Here is an 18,232-nt window from a genome sequence, read left to right as displayed (position 1 = left end):
GGTTTTGGAGGGGCTGGGGGGAGGAGGAGGAACCGCGAAGAGCGGACAGCCTAGAAATCGTACCGCACCGGCTGCGAGGAGGGGCCGATTCGCATCGTGCGAGCCGGCGCCCGATTCGATGCATGTTCAAATACAAATACCGGCTTTGAATAAACTTGTCCAATGGATTCTGCGGCTTCCATGACAGAGGGTTGCGCATCTAGCGGCGCAGCAGCTTGTGGCTTGGCCGCAATTGACGGAGTTTCGCGAAAGGTCGAGTCCGGTCTCCTTGCCCACCACACCGTGACCGCAGCGATACATACGGCGGCGGTCGCCGGCCAAAATACATAGCGGACAGCCACGGGCTTCCATTCGCTGAACCAGTAGGACCACGAAAAGCCGGGCGGCGTGTGGGCGAGCTTCTCACGCAAAGACGCCAGCGTGCGGGTCTCGAAATGAGGGGACGGCGCCTCATATCGCTTCAGCGAAATCAGGCGGGCGATGCGATCGCCGGACTCCGGTTGAGTCGTTTCTCGATTCATGGCGCAAATTCGGAAAGCTCGCGCTGCAGATGTTGCCGCGCATAAAACAACCTGGAGCGGACCGTGCCCACCGAACACTTCATTATTTTTGCGATTTCCTCGTGCGGCATGCCTTGGATGTCGTGGAGAACCACGACCGTCCTATGCTTTTCGGACAAGTTCTGCAGCGCCGCGTTCAATTTTTTTTGCAGCTCGCCGAGGGTCACCTCGCGGACCGGCGACTCGCGCGAGCGCAATTCGAGGAAAGCGGGATCGCGTTCCGCAGACGGGTCCATGTCGTCCAGGCGCAGGTCGGCGGCCTCGCGTTTCCGGCGCTTGAGGAAGTTGATCGTGCGATTGACGGCAATTCGGTAAATCCACGTGAAAAACGAGGCGTCGCCCTTGAAGCCGTCCAACGACCGATACGCCTTGATGAAGACATCCTGGACCAGGTCCTCCGCGTCCTCGCGGTGCCCCGTCATGTTATAGACGAGTGCATAGATTCGACGCTGGTAGCGGCGAATCAGCTCCTCAAAGGCGGCGTAGTCGCCGTGCCGGGCCTGCTCGACAAGGTCTAGGTCGCCGGGCGCCGAATCCGGCGGGTCAGGACGAGGAACCTCGGCGCTCATGGCGGCACCGCCATCGCGCGCCGCAGGGGTTCAGGGGCTCGTCCGCGGCTGGCCCAGCGGCTCCTCGTCCGTGGCTCGGATCATCGCGTCGATGATCCTGCGAAACTGCTCAAGGCCGGTGGCCGGGATGATAATCGAGTCGCGCCGCCCCGCGACTTCTTCTGTGATTCGTAAAAAGCGACCCCGTGGATTTTCCTTTAGGTCAAAATAAAACTGCTTCCGCTCGATTTGAAGCTTCTCCGAAGAGATCGATGTATCCATGTTGCTCTACACTCCCTGCGGGCCCGGCGGCCGGGCCCAATCCATTTGCGGGCGGACTCTAGGGTGCTTGAGCCTGTAGATCAAGAAGATATCGAGCAGGTGGTGGCGCGCCGACGGCCGATCTTGACTTGGCGGCGCGCCGGCGAAAGCATCCGCGCATGAGACCGCACCACATCCGGGACGTACTGATCACGGCTGAGCAGATTGCGGCGCGTGTCGATGAGCTGGTGGTCGAAATGCAGGCGGCCTGCCGCAGCGAAAACTTCGTGATGATCGGGATCCTCCGTGGAAGCTTTATTTTCCTCGCGGACTTAGCGCGCGCGCTATACCACCATCACGTCCGGCCGCGCATCGATTTCATGACGCTCGAGAGCTACGGCAGCGGGACGGAATCGTCCGGCGTCGTGCGCGTGGTCAAGGATGTGCGGATGGATGTGTCCGGCGCGGATGTCATGCTGGTAGACGACATTCTGGACACAGGTCGGACACTGGCTTTTGCGTCGCGGCATTTGCTCGATCGAGGGGCCCGTTCGGTCAAGACGGTCGCGCTGCTGGACAAGCCATCCCGCCGCGTGATTCCGTTTGAGGCGGACTTCGTGGGCTTCCGGGTGCCGGACGAGTTCGTCGTGGGATACGGTCTGGATTACGACAGCTACTACCGCGAGCTGCCGTACATCACCAAGGTCACGTTCATCGACGGCGGGCCTTCCTGAGCCAGCGCCCTGCCGCGCTCTTACGCGGGAACCGGCGGCTTGCGGGGTCAGGCACGATTCGGCTAGGGTGGGATCATGTTGCCGATCCAGACCGACCGCCCCCTTGCCGTCTTCGACATTGAATCCACCGGCACCAACGTACGTACAGACCGCATCATCGACCTGGCCATCGTGAAACTCCTGCCGAATGGCGCGCGCGAATCGCATGCATTCCGCGTCAATCCTGGGATCCCCATTCCGCCCGAGTCGTCTCGCGTTCACGGCATTCGCGATGAGGACGTAAAGGATTGCCCGCCCTTCAAGGCGATCGCGAAACAAGTGGCCGCCATCCTCGAGAATTGCGATCTGTGCGGCTACAACGTGCTTCGATTCGACATCCCCCTGCTCTGCGAGGAATTTTCGCGGGCCGAGGTCCCGTTCAGCCTCGAGGGCCGGCGCATCGTCGACCCTCAACGCATCTTCCACAAACGCGAGCCAAGGGATCTGTCCGCGGCCCTCATGTTTTACACCGGCAAACGTCACGATGGCGCGCACGGCGCCATGGATGACGTGCTCGCGACCATCGCCGTGCTGGAGGGCCAGTTCGCGCGCTATGCTGATCTACCGCGGTCCATCGAGGAACTGAGCGAGTATTGCAACCCGAAACGTCCGGAGTGGGTCGATTCGACGGGAAAACTCAAGTGGGTTGACGGCGAGGTAGTGATCAATTTTGGGGCCAAACAAGGCATGAAGTTGAGGGACCTGGTCAAAGTCGACCCGGGGTTCCTCCGTTGGATGATGGAGCGAAATTTCCCGCGCGATACCACCGAGATCGTCGCCAACGCGCTCGGAGGCAAGTTTCCGGAGCCGCCCGGCGGGGACTCGGGCGGGTGAGACGGGGACGCAGCGCCGCGGAGTGCGTCGCTCAACGAAAAGCACATGCGGAGCCGGGACAGTTTCGACGCGAAATGCAGCCTGCTGGCGGTCGTAGCGGATGCTGCGGCCATCTTCGGTGGGTTCCTGCTCGCCGTGTGGATCCGATTCGATTCCGGCTGGCTCGAGGTGCCGCGCGGGCACCCGCCGCGCGGGATGTACGTCTATGCCGCGCTGGTGGTGACCATCCTGATGTTGTTGATCTTCCGTGCGCTGAACCTCTACCAACGGCCACAATACGGGCACTTCGTTGACAAAATTCCTCGGATCGTTCGCGCCACGGGACTTGGGATGCTGCTCGCGATGGCGCTTGCGTTTGTGATCCAGATCGATCCGCCCTTTTCCCGACTCGCCACCGCGATCGGCTTCGTGACGGTCACTTTGCTGGTGGTTTTGGAGCGCAACATTCTGTTCGCCAGCGAGCGCCACTGGGCGAAGTACCAGGCTGCCAAACGCCGCGTCATCCTGCTCGGCGCCGGTCCGACAGCGGCCAAGCTCCGTTCGAAGCTCGAAGGGGAGCCGCGCCGCCGTTGCCGGGTCGTGGCCTGCATCCCCGTGGCTGGCGAGGAGCCCGACCCCGCCCTCCCGCGCGACCTGGTCCGCGCCGGACTTGCGGACCTCCCGCGGCTCATGGAGGCGGGCGACATCGATGCCGTGGTCGTTACGCAGCCCAATGCGATTCCACATGAGCAGCTTGTGGAGATCATTCTGCAGTGCGAGCGCAGCCTCGCGGATTTTCTGATGGTGCCGGACCTATTCCGGATGCTGACGACGCGAGTGGATGTCCAGAACGTGGACGACATTCCGCTGATCGGCGTGGGCAAATGGCCGCTCGATTACTTTCTCAACCGCGTCATCAAGCGGGCGGAGGACATCGTCGGCGCGATCGTCGGCCTCATCGTGTCAGCGCCGATCCTTGCGGTGGCCGCCATCGCGATCAAACGCGAATCGCCGGGCCCTGTCTTCTACAAGCAGGAGCGCTGCGGCGAAAAAGGGCGCGTCTTTACGCTCTACAAACTCCGCACGATGCGGGTGGACGCCGAAGCGCAAACCGGGCCGGTATGGGCGTCCCCGGACGACCCTCGCCGGACGCGGGTGGGCGCCTTTCTCCGGAAATACAACCTCGACGAGCTGCCCCAGTTCTGGAACGTCCTGAAGGGCGATATGAGCCTTGTCGGGCCGCGCCCGGAACGGCCGTTTTTCGTCGAGCAGTTCAAGGACGACATCAGCCGATACATGTGGCGCCACGTCCACAAGCCGGGCATGACCGGCTGGGCGCAGGTGAACGGCTACCGCGGGCAGAGCGATCTGCGCAAGCGCATCGAGCTGGACCTGTGGTACCTTGAAAACTGGTCGCTCGCGCTCGACTTCAAGATTCTCGTTCGGACCTTTTTCTCGCGCGAAAACGCCTACTGAGCCGCCGGCGCCTCCCGGTCGAGCCCGAATTTCAGGTATTCGGCCAGCGCGTACCGGTCGGTCATCCCGGACAAATAGTCGCAGGCCGCGCGCCAAATCCCGTCCTTCGGGATCCGCGCCTGCGCCTTCCGGCCCATCGTCTCGGGATGCGCAACATAGTGGAGAAAGAGTCGCCGCATCATCGCCGTGGCCTCGCGGTTTGCGGTCTCCACCATTGGCGACCAATACATGTTCTCGAACAAAAACTTTCGGAAATCGCGCATGATTTCCCGCATCTCAAAGCTGTAGCCGCAGATCCGTTCAGGGCAGTTCATTACCGCGGCCGGAGAATCGGGCTTGAACCGGTCGAGCTGAGCCTCCGTATGCCGCAGCACATCCTCGACCTGCATGTCTAGCAGCGCGCGCACGCCGGCGGCCAACCGCTTCGGCTCCGGCAGGTCGCCGTACTGACGGCGGACGCGTTCCGCCGCGCGGCGCCACGCCTCTGTCCGGAGCAGCAAGTCCTCTGTCAGCAGACCCGCCTCCAGCCCGTCATCCACATCGTGCGCGCAATACGTCATGTCGTCGGCGACATCCGCCATCTGCGCCTCAATCATTTGATGGGGCCCGATGGGATGGCCGTCCACGCAAAAACCAGGAATTGCCGCTTGGTGCTTAAAGAGCCCCGCCCGAACTTCCCAGGTCAGGTTCAGCCCGGGAAACCCCGGATAACTGGATTCCAGCTCCTCGACCCACCGCACGCTCTGCACGTTATGGTCGAAGCCACCGTGGTCCGCCATCAACTCGTTCAAGGTCTCCTCTCCAGCGTGTCCAAACGGGCTGTGCCCGATGTCGTGCGCGAGGGCAATCGCCTCGGTCAAATCGGCATTCGCGCCCAGCGCGCGCGCGAGTGTCCGCCCCACGGCCGCCATCTCCAGCGTATGCGTCAGCCGGGTTCGGTAGTGATCCGCAGTGCCATTGATGAACACCTGCGTTTTGTACTCGAGCCGCCGAAAGCAGCGGCTGTGCAGGATGCGGTCGCGATCGCGCTGGAATTCCGTGCGATGTTCGTGCGGAGGTTCCGGATAGCGCCGACCCCGGCTGCAGGCGCTCCGCGCCGCATAGGGCGCCAGCGTCTGATCCTCGAGAGCCTCCGTTTCTTTTCTCGAACGCAGCACGGTCGGTATCATAAGATCCACATCGGGCCTTTCAACGGACATCGACCATGCACGAGAAAACTCTGTCGCGAAATACGGCGTTCGCGGGCCGCCTCGTCCGCGTCGAAACCCTGGATGTGGAATTGGAGGACGGCCGTCGCGCCTACCGAGAACTCGTCCGCCACCCGGGCGCGATCTGCGTCTGGCTCCGGGCCCCCGACGGCCGATGGGCCTTTGTCCGGCAATTCAGATGCGGCGCGCAAAAGGAAATGCTCGAGGTCGTCGCCGGGATCCTGGATCCCAACGAGCCGCCGGAGGACGCCGCCCGCCGCGAAGTTCGGGAGGAAACCGGCTTTTCCCTCAAACGCCTTGTTCGGCTCGGCGTGCTCTACCCGACGCCCGGTTACGTCGAAGAACGGATCGTCTGCTTCTACGGCGAGGCAGATGCGGCAGGGCCGCGCGACCTCGACCACGACGAGCGCCTCGTGCTTGAGTTGCTCACGGACGAAGAATTTCGCGCCCGCGTTCGCAACGGGCAGATCGAGGACGCCAAAACCCTCGCCGCGTGGGCGCTGTATCGGGAATGCATCGCGGACCCGCGCGCTCCATGATCGCTGGCCGATCCAACCTGCGCGCCCGGCTTCGGAGCATTTTCGACCTCGACGCGTGGCCAGCGGAAATTTCGACGTTGAAGGGGCTCAAAGGATTAGCCATCCGGCTTATCCGGATCGGCCAGCTCGTCGTACGCGGCTTCCGGGAGGACGACCTCGCCATCCATGCCGCCGCCCTCACGTTCTCCACGCTGCTTGCGCTGGTGCCCCTGCTGACCCTCGCCTTTGCCATTCTCAAGGGATTTGGCGGCGCTGAAGAAGCGATGGACCGCATAGCGGATGCCGTCGCCTCCATGCCTGCGCAATTTCGCGAATTCGTCCTGATAACGACCGACCTGGTCCTGCGCGCCAACCTCCGCACGCTCGGGTGGATCGGCGTAGCGGTGTTGTTCGTAACCGCGGTGCAGACCCTGGGCAGTATTGAGGCTTCGTTCAACCGCATTTGGGGCGTGTCGGAGTCTCGCTCGCTCTGGCGGAAATTTACCAACTACACTTCGGTTGTCGTGGCGGTGCCGGTCCTGATTATGGCGGGGTTTGCCGTCAGCGCCTCTCTCAAAACCCAGTTTTTGTCGAGCGCCCTCGCCGTCGAAGGTCGGCATCTTCTCGCTGTGCTCATGCCGGCTGCCCCCCTTGCCACCGCGTGGTTCGCGTTTTTTCTGCTGTTCATCTTCATGCCGAATACGCATGTCCGCCGCCGCGCCGCTGCCGCAGGGGCGCTTGTGACCGCCCTGCTCTGGCTCGGCTGGCAACGCCTCTACATTTCCATGCAGGTCTCCCTGTCGCGCTACGACGCGGTCTATGGCGCGTTCGCGTCCATCCCGATTTTTCTCATCTGGCTCTATGTGGGGTGGATGATCATCCTGCTCGGCGCGGAAATCGCCTTCGCGTTCCAGCACCACGCCACATACCCCCTCGAGCGCATCGCTGCCCGCGCGAGCGTCCAGGCCCGCCTCGCGCTGGCCATCTCGCTGTTGGTTGAAGCCGCCCGTGCGCTTCGCGGCGAGCGAGAGACCGTGGACCTGGCCGCCTACGCCGCTGACCGGCAGGTCCCCATCCGCCTCGTGAACGAGGTGGCCGCGCAGCTCGCGCGCGTCGGCCTGCTCGCCGAACGCGCCGACGCCCCTGGCAGCGTCGTCCTGTTGCGCGATCCCGATCGGTTGACGGTAGGGTCCGTCGTGGAGCGGCTCCTCGAGGACGGGGCCGCGCCGGAAAGCCTGCGGCCCGAACGGCTGGACTCTGCGACCAGCGCCGCGCTGGCCGACTTGCGCCGGCGCTTGGTATCGGCGATGGACGACCAAACCCTCAGCGTGCTCGTTGAGCGTGCGATATGAGGATTCTCCTCGCAAACCGCGACCGCGCCCCCGAGTGGGCGCCCGAAATCCGTCAGACTGTCCGGCGCATGGAGGCCCAGCGCCGCGCGATTTTTCTGCCGCCGGAGATTGCCGCGCTTCGGCTGCGTGAAGCCCGTTCGGAGCGGGAATACCTGGAAATCCTCACCGACCTCGTGCGCCGTCGCCAACACATCGACACGCTCGGCTATGAAATTCCTCGGCGGAAAGGAATACTCGGCCTCGCAACGTGGGCGGTTCGCTCGCTGCTGTGGGTACTTCTCCGGTATCAACACGAGCGGCTAGCCTTTCGGCAAAATCGGGTCAATTCGAACTTGGTCGCGCTTCTCGAAGCACAGGGCGCAGAGATCGCCGCCCTGCGGCGGGAACTGGAACGCCTGCGGGAACGACCGCCCGCCTGATATGTCCGTCCCCGCCATCCATCAAATCCTTAACGGATTCGCCGACGGCGACGCCATCTCGAATTGCGCGCGCGTCCTCCGCGATCTCGCGCGCCGGCGCGGGGCGGCCTCGGAAATCTTCGCCCCCGCCGCGCACGTCGCGCCCGCCGTTCGCGGCGAGTGCCGCCCGCTGGAGGAATATCAGGGCCGCGCGGGCGATCTCGTGCTGCACCATTACTCGATCGCCTCGCCGGCAGTCGAACGATTCCTCGAGTCCCCCGCGTCCCGGGTTCTTGTCTACCACAACATTACCCCCGCCGAATTTTTCCGCGGATTCGACGACGCGGTTGCCGCCCAGCTCGCCCGCGCGCGCGAGCGGCTGCCGGATGTCGTCCGGCGCGCCGATGCCTGCTGGGCCGTCTCTGAATTCAACGCGGCGGAACTGCGCGCCTCAGGCGCACGCGATCCTGCCGTGTTCCCCCTAGTGTTCGATCCCACCCCGCTCGATGTGCCGGACGACCCCGACGTCCGCATCCGATTCCGGCGCAGGCTCACCACCTTTCTCACCGTCGGCCGCATCGCCCCTAACAAGCGGCTCGAAGTGCTGATCGAGGCGTTCAACTGGTATCACAAAACCCTCGATCCTTTTAGTCGGCTCGTGATCGTCGGCTCCGACCGCAGTTGCCCTCGGTATTTTGCGATGCTCCGGATGCTCGCGGGCGACTTCGATCTACCGAACGTCTGCTTCGAAGGGTTCGCATCGCCCCGCGGCCTGCCGACCTATTACCGCTGCGCGGACGTTTACGTGTCTACGAGCGATCATGAAGGCTACTGCCTGCCGCTGCTCGAGGCGATGTACTGCGGCGTACCCGTGGTCGCCCATGCCATCGGCGGCATGCCCGAGGCGATGGGCGGCGCGGGCGTCTTGTATGAAGGGCTCACGACGGCAGAACTGGCGGTACTCTTGCACAAGATCGCGAATGATCGCGCCGTTCGCCGCGAAGTCTTAGCCTCTCAGCAACGTCGAATCGATCAGGTCCGCGCGCGAAATCTGGAGGCCGAATTCGACGCGCTGCTCGCGCGCGTGCCGCGCCGCTAAGGTCAATCGTTGCGCCAGCGCGTTGCCCGAGCCCCCCGAGAGCTTCGCGACCTGCAACGCAAATTACAACCGGCGGCTCAGCCGCGCCCTGACGGGGTCGCATCACGTTCCCCGATTCGCCGCTGTTCCTCGCTCCGATCAGTCGATTTCGTGCGCCCCGACCGGCCAGCGTCGCGCCGAAATTTCCATACTCTGGAATTTCCATGCCATGGAAGCTGTCGCGCCCCCTTTTTCCATGCCATGGAAAATAAACCGTTGGCCGAGCGGGTTCGCTAGTCGAGCCAGCCCCGCGCGCCGGCGCTGCACGACCTTCCGCCAGCGCCGGCCAGGCAAACCGCTCCCTCCATCGAAATAAAAACGCCCCCGGCCGACGAGGTCGTGCGCGAGGGCGATTTGCATTCCCGCAGGAATGCACTCTGCGAACTCAAGTTCTTGCTGTGAAAAGCAGAAACAAGAGCCGCTCGGATACACTTGTCTCTACTATGACAATTTCACGATAATCGTCAAGAGTTGGAGGTCGGTCATGAACAAACCGCTCGAACATCGAATCTTGGGTCTGGATATCGGGGCGCGCTCGGTGGGCTGGGCGATCATCGATCAGACGGCAGACGGGGACCAGCTCGTCGCCGCAGGCGCACGAGTGTTCCCGCTGGGAGTGGATGAAAACGATCAATATCGTTCACGAAACGTCAAGCGGCGAGAAGCGCGCTTGCGGCGGCGACTTCTGGCCCGCCGCCGGATGCGGCTGCACGCTGTCCGAACCCTGCTGCAACGAAATGGATTTCTGCCGGAAAACCCGCCGGATCCCAGCGACGCTTCCTGGCAGGCCGTCCTGGGGTTGAATCCGTACGACTGCCGGGCCAAGGCGCTACGCAGCCGGCTTGACCCGTATGAATTCGGGCGGGCCATCTTTCACATCGCGCACCGCCGCGGCTTCAAATCCAATCGGCGGGAGAGTTCCGAAGACGAAGAACGCGGCGTCGTAAAGGCCGAAATCCGCAGGCTGGATGAGGATATGCGGCGGGCGGGCGCGGAAACCCTCGGAGAATACCTGGCCAGCCTGAATCCGCACGAGCAGCGGCTGCGCGGCCGCTACACCTCTCGGGATTGGTATCGGCATGAATTCGACCTTATCATCGAGCGGCAGCAGAACTTGGGGCTGCATTTGCCAGAGACCTTCGTCCACGCGCTGCGGCGCGCAATCTTCTTCCAGCGAAAAGTCTGGTGGGACCCTGCCTCCATCGGCCGCTGTCCGTTTGAGCCGCGGCGCTTGCGGATCCGCGCCTCTCACCCGCTATATCAGCGGTTCCGACTTCTGCAGGCGGCCAATCACCTGGCGGTCCGTTCCTTTGGCGGCGTCTCCCAGAAACTGACGGAAGAGCAGCGCAAAACAGTCATCGAGCTGCTCGAACGCAACGAAAAGGTGTCGTTCGCCGAATTGCGGAAGGCGCTGAGCTTGAAACGGGGATTCACCTTCAATCTGGAAGAGGGCGGGGAAAAGGAGATCAAAGGGAATGTGACCGCCTGCCGGATCCGTTCCGCCATCGGCGCCAAGTGGGACGAGGCGCCGGAACCCATCAGGGCCGCCATCTACGAGGCGGTCGCCAGCATTGAAGACGAGGACCTGCTCAAAGATCTGGCGCTAAAAAAGCCGTGGGGCCTCACGCCGGACGAAGCGGAGAAATTGAGCGAAATCACGCTCGAGGACGATCACGGCGCCCTCTCCAGCAAGGCCATCCGCCGGCTCTTGCCCCACCTGGAGCATGGCCTCTCCTATGCCGAGGCGGTCCAGCGGGTCTATCCGAACCAAGGGACGGAACCCCAGGTGGACCGGCTGCCGCCCGTCGAGGACCTGCGCAATCCCACCGCGCAGCGGGCCATGACCGAAATGCGCCGCGTCGTCAACGCGATCCTCCAAAAATACGGCCTGCCCGGAAAGATCCGGCTCGAACTGGCCCGAGACCTCAAAAAGCCGAAAGCGGCCCGCGTGGAAATGTGGGAGGCCATGCGCAAGCGCGCCGCCGAGCGGGAAAAAGCGCGGGAACAAATTATCAACAAGGCCGGCATCTCGAACCCGTCGCCCGCCGATATTGAAAAGGCCCTGTTGTTTGAGGAGTGCGGTGGCATCTGCCCATATACGGGAAACGGCATCTCATTCCGCGACCTGTTCGGACCCCACCCCCTCGTCGAGGTCGAGCACATCATCCCGTGGAGCCGGAGTCTCGACAATTCCTTCGCGAATAAAACGCTCTGTCGTCGCGACGCGAACAGGGAGAAGCGCGACAAAACGCCGTTTGAGGCGTTCAGCGGCGACAAAGAACGATATGAGGCGATCCTCTCCCGCGTGAAAAAATTCAAAAGCCCATACGCAATGGAAAAATTGCGCCGGTTCCAATGTGAAAATCCGGAAGGGCCCGAAACCGGACTGCTGGTATGGACAGGCGCCGATCTGCACGCCACGTCGCTGGCGGCTCGCCGGGCCGCGGAATATCTGGGCCGCCTCTACCCGCCCGAGGAGCGCAAATCCCGCATCCAGGTCAGCGCCGGTCGCACCACCGCGCAGCTCCGCAGCGCGTGGAATCTCAACCGAATCCTGGGCATTGCGGATGAAAAAAACCGAGAAGATCACCGGCACCACGCGATCGACGCGATCGTGGTGGCCCTGACAACCCCTGCGCTCACAAGAGAATTGACCCTCGCCGCCTCTCGCGCGCAGCGGCCGGGGACATACACGGGGATGGCTCTACCCCCAGCCCTATACCAGCAGATTGAGCACCATATTCGAACCATGCTGGTCTCCCACCGCGTGGATCGCCGTGTCCAAGGTTCGCTGCACAACGAGTCGCACTACGGCATCATCCGTAAAAACGGCAAGACCCTGGTGGTGATCCGAAAAGCCCTGACCGACCTGTCCGAAGATGACATCGACAAGATCGTGGACGACCGGATTCGCGAGCTCGTGCGCGCGGCCGCGGCGGGCGGCAACCCCAGAAAAGTCTTTGCCGACCCGGCCCGGCGCCCCGTCCTGCCGACCAAATCCGGCAGGGCCATCCCCATCCGCCGGGTTCGGATCGAGTCGGGAAAGATTGCCGCCGACAACCTCATTCGCTTAGAGCCCGCTCGAAATGTCGCCGGCGGCGGAAACCATCACGCCGAGATTTTCGAAACGCGCGACAAACGGGGCCAACCCTCCTGGCGCGTCGTCGTCGTGTCCCGGTTCGAGGCCATGCGGCGCAAGCGCTTCGGCGAACCGATCATTCGTCGCGTCGATGAGTCCGGCAACCCGCTCGTCTGCTCCCTCTGCATCGGCGATACGGTCCTTATGCGGCATGATGGCGCCGAAAAATTCTATGTCGTCCAACGTCTCTCGGAAAGAGACTATAATTTTCGGGAAGTTTCGGATGGGCGGCCGGCTACGAAGATCCATGATCCCATCCGAATCAGATCGGCTGACAAACTGCGGCAATTCGGGCTGACGAAACTTTCCGTGGACCCGTTGGGCGAATATCGCCGGGCGCATGACTAACCGCGTGATTGAAATCTCGGAAGGCCCCGTTCGGCTTCGGATCGAAAACGGCCTGCTGGTGGTTGAAAAAAAGGACAGCGAGCCGCGCTCGATTCCCCTCGACGACCTCGCCGTGCTGATCCTGGCGACGGCCCAGGCGTCGTATACGCACAGCGTTCTCTCGGAAGCGGCGAAGCGCAATGTGGCCGTCGTTCTCTTCGATGAAAAATCCATGCCCTTGGCGCTTCTGGCCCCGCTGGCAGGGCATTCCCTGCATCCTCAGACCCTCCGGCTTCAGATCGCGGCGCTTCAATCACGGCCGCTGGTCAAGCGTCTTTGGAAGGGCATCATCGCGGCGAAGGTCCGCGCGCAAGGCGCCGTGCTGCAGCGGCTGGACGGCTCAGACGGCGGCGTGGCGCTGCTGGCGCGGCGCGTGCGCTCCGGCGACGCCTCCAACGTGGAGGCGCAGGCGGCCCGCGCCTATTGGCCGCGCCTCTTTCGTCTCGAATCGTTCCGAAGGGAACCGGGAGCGCCCATCCCGCCCAACCATCTGCTCGATTACGGGTATGCGGTATTGCGGGGGATCCTGGCGCGGGCCGTGGTTGGCGCGGGCCTCCATCCCGCGCTCGGCATCCATCATCGCCACCGCGAAAACGCGTGCGCGCTGGCGGACGACCTCATGGAGCCGTTTCGGCCGCTTGTGGATGAAACGGTGGCCCGCATGGTCCGGAGCGAGGGTCCCGAGCTGCCGCTGGACCGCGAACGAAAACGCCGGCTCATCGAACCGCTGCTGGGAAGGTACACCTACCGCGAAGAGCAGCGGACACTGTTTGATATTGCCTCGATGATGGCGGCTCAACTGGTGCGGATTTTCGCGGGCGATGAGGCCGATCTGGAGGTCCCGCTAGTTTTTGGATAGGCGGGCGCGTCGAGTTGGTCAATTCGGCATACAAGGCAGTGTGGTTGATAGCGATGTTTGATTTGCCCGTCGAGACGCAGAAACATCGGCGGGCCTACGCGCGATTTCGGCGCGAACTGTTGAAGGACGGATTCATCATGCTTCAGTTGTCCGTCTATGCGCGCTATTGCGCCAGCGAGGAGTCCAGCCAGATTCACCGAAAGCGCGTTCGGGAAGCGCTGCCGGAGGAGGGACATGTGCGGGTCGTTACGCTGACAGACCATCAGTTCGGAAAAATGGAGCTGTATGTGGGAAGAAAATCGAAAAAACCCGAAGATGCGCCCGTCCAACTCGAGTTTTTTTAGGCGGCCTGAACAAGACAAGCCCCGCCATCCCAAAGGGTTGGCGGGGCACAAGTGTATCCGAGCGGCCCGTTCCTGCAAATCACAGCGGTTAGAGTTTCAGGGATTTCAAGCGTGTGGTGCTCCGAATAGGACGTTACGGACGGAACATGCGCAAGATGAATTCGAGGGTCCGTGATTGCGAAATGGGCGTCCGAAGCATGATCGAGAGGTTGCGCCCGCGATGGCGGCAGGGCGAGGAGCTTTCGTCACGGACTCCTCCGGTCCGCTGTGTAGGCGGGTCATGATTCGATCAACTGGCCGCGCCAGCGGCCGCGCACGGCATTCGCCAATTCGATCGTCTCGCCGGCCCGAACGTCCGATTTCAAGATACGGCCTTCGACCCAGTCGCCGCGCGCGAGCAATTCAGCGCGCATCACGCCAGCGAGGAGGCCACAGGCCACCGGTGGTGTCACCCATTGGCCGCTGCGGAAAAAGGCAACATTCGCGATGGCCGTCTCCGTGATTTCGCCGCGCTCGTTCCACAGCAGCACATCGTCCGCGCCGGGATGCATCGCAAGGAAGCGGTCGTAGTGTTCGCGGCGGGAGGTCTTGTGAAAGACGAACGGAGTGTCGACATCGATCGGTTCGCGCGCGAGGGCGATCCGTTGCGGGACCGAGAACGGAAGCGGCGCATGGGTGATGGCGATCTCGCCATCCGCGCTTAACTCAACTCGGACGCGGCGCGGCTCTGCGGGAAAGACGCGGGCAGCCTCCTCAAAGCGCAGCCGCGCTCGCGCGGAATCGAAGGGGCGCCCGAAGTGTTCGGCAGAGCGGCAAAGGCGCTCGAAGTGGCGATCGAGGAGCGCTGCGCCTTCCCGCGGATCCCAGCGAAGCGACGTGAAAAGCCTGAAATCGGGGTCTTCGGAAAGCACGCGCGCCTTGGCGAGACACTCAGCGTATTCGCGCCGCGGGTCCGAGTCCCAGACGATACCGCTGCCGACGTCGTACCGCGCGTAACGGCCGTGGAGCCGAACAAGCGTCCGGATCGCCACATTGAAGCGGGCGTTGCCGCCGGGGCCAACGAATCCGATTGCACCGGTGTACACGCCTCGAGGGCCGGATTCGACATCCCGTATTATACGCATGGTCTGCACCTTGGGCGCTCCGGTGACAGATGCGCACGGAAAGAGGGCGGAAAAGACAGAATCGAGTCCGGCATCGGTCTGCGCAGTGACTGTTGAAGTCATCTGCCACACCGTGGGCAGACGTTCGACGTCGAAGAGGCTTTCGACTCGAACCGAGCCGATTCGGGCGATCCGCCCGAGGTCGTTGCGGACCATGTCGACGATCATTACGTTTTCCGCGCGATCTTTTTCGGAGGTGGCGAGGCGGCTGCGGTGGGATTCGTCTTCCTCCGGCCACCGTCCGCGCCGGGCTGTTCCCTTCATGGGTTTGCATCGAATGGTTGTTCCCTCGCGCGCGAAGAAGAGTTCTGGCGAGGCCGAGCAGAGGCTCCATTCCGGGGTCTCGATGAGCGCGCCGTAGGCGCATTGCTGCGCCCGAATCATGCGCGCGAATCGCGCTTCGGCGGGGGCTTCATCCTCCGCCGTCAGCGGAAACGTGAAATTGACCTGATAGGTTTCTCCGCGGGCGATGGCGTCCTTGATTACGGCGACGCGGCGGGCAAACGAGGCTTCATCCAAGAATGGGACCGGGAGGAGGGGAGGTGCCGGCGCGTTGGGAAGTTCGCCCGCTCGGATGTCCTCGAAAATGGCGAACCATGCGAGGGGCAGGGCGAGCGGTGCGTGGGTCTGCAGCGCGGGATCGAATGCGGGAGCTGCCTCATATGCGACGTAGCCGGCGCACCACCGGCCGCGCTGGGCGGCGCGTTCCACCTCGCGCAGGACCGGGCAAACGTCGGAGAGCCGATCGGCGGCGAGGACGGCGGCCGGGGACTGGAAGAGGCTCCAGGCCGGCATGCCCCATCGGGTTTCTCCCTGGATCAGGATTCGCATCGGCGCCGAGCGGTCAGACCGCGAGGAAAGCGTTTTGCTTGCCGCGAAAAATACGGTACAAGCGCCGGCGATGTCCAACGGGCTTTCGGAGCGTTTGCAACGCCTTGAAGAGCGGATCGCCGCGGCATGCGCGCGCGCGGGCCGTTCGCGGCGCGACATCACGCTAGTTGCGGTTTCGAAGACACATCCGCCCGAGACGATTTCGGAAGCCGCCGCGTTGGGTCTTCGCGTGTTCGGCGAGAACAAGGTGCAGGAAGCCCGCGCCAAGATTCCGGAGTGCCCTAGCCATCTCGAATGGCATTTGATCGGTCACCTCCAGACGAACAAGGCCAAGTGGGCCGTGGAGCTTTTTGAATTGATCCATTCGGTAGATTCAGAGCGGCTGGTGCGCACGCTCGAAGAGGAGGCGGCCAAGCGCGGCCGCACTGTACAAGTGTTGCTGGAGGTGAACGTTTCGGGCGAGGCGTCGAAGTTCGGCCTCGCGCCGGAAGCCGTCCGTTCTGTGCTGGACGTTGCGAATGCGTGTCCGCACGTCGTCGTAAGGGGCCTGATGACGATGGCGCCGTTAGTGGCCGATCCGGAGAAGGCCCGCCCGTATTTTGCAAAACTGCGCGAACTGCGCGACCGGCTCGCGCGCGAGACCGGCTCGCCGCTGGAGCACCTCTCGATGGGGATGAGTGGCGATTTCGAGCCGGCGATTGAGGAGGGTGCGACGTTGATCCGAATCGGCACGCTACTCTTTGGAGAACGGAGGCAGACGGCGAATGACTGACCTGCTTTGCACGCGTGTTGCCTTCATCGGCGCGGGGAACATGGCCGAGGCGATGGTGTCCGGCCTGCGGCGGGCGGGAGTTCCGCCGGAAAATATTCGAGCATCCGACATTCGGCCGGAGCAGCTCGAGCGATTTCGGCGCCTCTTCGGCGTGGCGACCTACGCTGCGAACGCGGATGCCGCTCGCGATGCGGACGTGATTGTCCTCGCTGTGAAACCGCAGCAGATGGCGGCGGTGCTTCCCGAACTCGCCCCCTTCTCGAGAGTTGCTCTTTTCCTCAGTATCGCCGCGGGGATCCCGACGGCGCGGCTTGAGGCGGCGCTGGGGTCCAGCGCCCGCGTGGTTCGCGCGATGCCAAATACTCCGGCGCTGGTGGGCGCGGGGATCGCGGCGCTCTGCCGCGGTGCAAGGGCCACCGAGGGCGATCTGGCGCTTGCCGAGGCGCTGATGCGCGCGGTCGGCAAAACCGTACAGGTCGAAGAGGCGCTAATGGACGCCGTAACCGCGATCAGCGGGAGCGGGCCCGCCTATGTCTTCCGCATCATGGAGAGTCTTGAGCGCGCGGCGATCGCGCAGGGGCTGCCCTCGGAGGTAGCGCGGCAACTTGTTCTTGCGACCATTGCCGGAGCTGGCCAGCTGGCGGAGCGGACGGGCCGGGCGCCCGCCGAGCTGCGCCAGCAGGTCACGTCCAAAGGCGGTACCACCGAGGCAGCGCTGCGCGAGATGGAGGTGAGAGATCTCGACGGTCTGTTCGCAGCGGCCGTTGCCGCGGCGGTCCGGCGCGCACGCGAACTGGCCGCGGGATAGCCATGCCAACGAAGCGCGCGAAGCCCTGGGATGAGTCGAATTATGCCGCGCCCCGTCGCAGCCGAATTCGCACGGCATGGAACGCGGTCAAGACGGTCGGGCTACTCGCCGTGATCGCCTACGTTACGGGCTGGTTCGTCGGCCGGACGGAGGGTTTTCGCTCGATCGTCGAATCGCGCCTGACCCGCGCGCTGGGACTGCCCGTCAAACTGGATCGAGTTTCGGTGGATTGGCGCTACAACCTAACTCTGTACGGGTTGCGTACGGAGGGCGGTCGTCGCCCGGGCTATGCTCCGGTTACCGCACGTCGGGTCGAGATCGAATGGATGTGGTCTGACCTGTTCCGGCGCTTTGCGGTTGGGATCAACCGCATCGAACTGGAGCGCCCGACGATTGCCTTTGAGCGAGATGATAACGGGCGCTGGTCGCCCCATCGCCTGGCGCCCTACGGCAGGGCGCTGGCGCGACAGTTTCAGATCGCATGGGAAGAGGGCGAATCGGCTGAAGCCGGCGCATCAAGCCGCAGCGGGGAGGTGCCTGCGGCGGATAAGGAGGGGGCGGAGGCGCTTGCCGAGGCGGTTAGGTCGGCGGGGCTCGATGCGTCCATTCGCGTGGTGGGCGGCGAGTTGTCGTGGTGGTTGGATACGCAGGCGCCGCGTGCGTCGCTTGAGGGCGTTACGCTGGAGATCACCCCGCTGCGTGCGCCAGGCCGCGCGATGCGGCATGTCTGGGCAAAGGTCAAGCGGGCGTCCTCACTGGACGGACCCGCATTTCGCGACCTGACCCTGGAGTTATTAGATATCGGCGATCAGCAGATTGTGTTGCGATTTACGGCCGATCACCACCCGAATACGCGTTGAATCCATCGGCTGGCGGTGCAGCCG

18 protein-coding genes are annotated in these 18,232 nt (G+C 63.5%); 13 read left to right on the top strand and 5 right to left on the bottom strand.

The features are described from left to right. Positions 1–50: 50 nt before the first annotated feature. From NZ740_07390 to NZ740_07380, 3 genes are read right to left on the bottom strand one after another with little or no spacing between them, the layout of a single operon-like run. A complete protein-coding gene (locus tag NZ740_07390; GenBank protein ID MCS6771837.1) occupies positions 51–521 on the bottom strand; it encodes a hypothetical protein in 471 nt (156 codons plus the stop codon). Further along, a complete protein-coding gene (locus NZ740_07385; protein ID MCS6771836.1) occupies positions 518–1,129 on the bottom strand; it encodes a sigma-70 family RNA polymerase sigma factor in 612 nt (203 codons plus the stop codon). Before NZ740_07385 ends, NZ740_07390 begins: the two co-directional genes overlap by 4 nt. A 30-nt stretch (positions 1,130–1,159) precedes the next feature. After that, a complete protein-coding gene (locus NZ740_07380) occupies positions 1,160–1,390 on the bottom strand; it encodes a PUR family DNA/RNA-binding protein (protein MCS6771835.1) in 231 nt (76 codons plus the stop codon). 158 nt (positions 1,391–1,548) lie between these two features. Here NZ740_07380 and hpt point away from each other — a divergent pair, with 158 nt between their 5' ends. The 3 genes from hpt (at position 1,549) to NZ740_07365 (ending at position 4,431) form a co-directional block, all read left to right on the top strand. Beyond that, a complete protein-coding gene (gene hpt / locus NZ740_07375; GenBank protein ID MCS6771834.1) occupies positions 1,549–2,103 on the top strand; it encodes a hypoxanthine phosphoribosyltransferase in 555 nt (184 codons plus the stop codon). Between the two features lie 75 nt (positions 2,104–2,178). Continuing rightward, a complete protein-coding gene (locus tag NZ740_07370; GenBank protein ID MCS6771833.1) occupies positions 2,179–2,976 on the top strand; it encodes a 3'-5' exonuclease in 798 nt (265 codons plus the stop codon). A gap of 45 nt (positions 2,977–3,021) precedes the next feature. Then, a complete protein-coding gene (locus tag NZ740_07365) occupies positions 3,022–4,431 on the top strand; it encodes an undecaprenyl-phosphate glucose phosphotransferase (GenBank protein MCS6771832.1) in 1,410 nt (469 codons plus the stop codon). Here NZ740_07365 and NZ740_07360 read toward each other — a convergent pair. After that, positions 4,425–5,588, bottom strand: coding sequence for a deoxyguanosinetriphosphate triphosphohydrolase (locus tag NZ740_07360; GenBank protein ID MCS6771831.1), 1,164 nt, complete (start codon positions 5,586–5,588; stop codon positions 4,425–4,427). The genes NZ740_07365 and NZ740_07360 overlap by 7 nt on opposite strands. 47 nt (positions 5,589–5,635) lie before the next feature. Between NZ740_07360 and NZ740_07355 the strand changes: the two genes are divergently transcribed. The 7 genes from NZ740_07355 (at position 5,636) to cas2 (ending at position 13,774) form a co-directional block, all read left to right on the top strand. Then, the gene (locus NZ740_07355; GenBank protein MCS6771830.1) at positions 5,636–6,178 is read left to right on the top strand and encodes an NUDIX hydrolase; all 543 of its coding nucleotides are present in this window, start codon (positions 5,636–5,638) and stop codon (positions 6,176–6,178) included. Beyond that, positions 6,175–7,509, top strand: coding sequence for a YihY family inner membrane protein (locus NZ740_07350; protein ID MCS6771829.1), 1,335 nt, complete (start codon positions 6,175–6,177; stop codon positions 7,507–7,509). Before NZ740_07355 ends, NZ740_07350 begins: the two co-directional genes overlap by 4 nt. Then, positions 7,506–7,928 carry a hypothetical protein gene (locus NZ740_07345; GenBank protein ID MCS6771828.1) on the top strand — a complete coding sequence of 141 codons (423 nt, stop codon included), beginning with the start codon at positions 7,506–7,508 and terminating at the stop codon, positions 7,926–7,928. The genes NZ740_07350 and NZ740_07345 overlap by 4 nt, the downstream gene beginning before the upstream one ends. Position 7,929: 1 nt before the next feature. Further along, positions 7,930–9,006 carry a glycosyltransferase gene (locus NZ740_07340; protein ID MCS6771827.1) on the top strand — a complete coding sequence of 359 codons (1,077 nt, stop codon included), beginning with the start codon at positions 7,930–7,932 and terminating at the stop codon, positions 9,004–9,006. A 523-nt stretch (positions 9,007–9,529) separates the two neighbouring features. Further along, complete coding sequence (gene cas9 / locus NZ740_07335) at positions 9,530–12,532, top strand: type II CRISPR RNA-guided endonuclease Cas9 (protein MCS6771826.1); 3,003 nt, start codon at positions 9,530–9,532, stop codon at positions 12,530–12,532. Continuing rightward, positions 12,525–13,430, top strand: a complete 906-nt coding sequence (cas1, locus tag NZ740_07330; protein MCS6771825.1) for a type II CRISPR-associated endonuclease Cas1 — start codon at positions 12,525–12,527, stop codon at positions 13,428–13,430. The genes cas9 and cas1 overlap by 8 nt, the downstream gene beginning before the upstream one ends. A gap of 53 nt (positions 13,431–13,483) precedes the next feature. Beyond that, on the top strand, positions 13,484–13,774 hold the full coding sequence (gene cas2 / locus NZ740_07325; GenBank protein MCS6771824.1) for a CRISPR-associated endonuclease Cas2: 291 nt from the start codon (positions 13,484–13,486) through the stop codon (positions 13,772–13,774). A gap of 278 nt (positions 13,775–14,052) precedes the next feature. Here cas2 and pabB read toward each other — a convergent pair whose 3' ends face one another. Next, positions 14,053–15,732 (bottom strand): aminodeoxychorismate synthase component I, encoded by a 1,680-nt coding sequence (gene pabB, locus NZ740_07320; protein MCS6771823.1) that lies wholly within the window; start codon positions 15,730–15,732, stop codon positions 14,053–14,055. A gap of 106 nt (positions 15,733–15,838) precedes the next feature. On the opposite strand from pabB, the gene NZ740_07315 reads away from it, so the two are divergent. The 3 genes from NZ740_07315 to NZ740_07305 are packed head-to-tail and all read left to right on the top strand — an operon-like array spanning position 15,839 to position 18,208. Further along, a complete protein-coding gene (locus tag NZ740_07315; protein MCS6771822.1) occupies positions 15,839–16,540 on the top strand; it encodes a YggS family pyridoxal phosphate-dependent enzyme in 702 nt (233 codons plus the stop codon). Then, entirely contained in the window at positions 16,533–17,348 is an 816-nt protein-coding gene (gene proC, locus NZ740_07310) for a pyrroline-5-carboxylate reductase (GenBank protein MCS6771821.1), read from the top strand. The genes NZ740_07315 and proC overlap by 8 nt, the downstream gene beginning before the upstream one ends. A gap of 2 nt (positions 17,349–17,350) precedes the next feature. Beyond that, positions 17,351–18,208, top strand: a complete 858-nt coding sequence (locus tag NZ740_07305) for a hypothetical protein (GenBank protein MCS6771820.1) — start codon at positions 17,351–17,353, stop codon at positions 18,206–18,208. Positions 18,209–18,232: the final 24 nt, after the last annotated feature.

The organism is Kiritimatiellia bacterium (assembly GCA_025054615.1).
GTDB lineage: Bacteria > Verrucomicrobiota > Kiritimatiellia > CAIVKH01 > CAIVKH01 > JANWZO01.
Note: the sequence above shows the minus strand (reverse complement) of the source record. Positions and strands in the feature narration are given on the sequence as shown.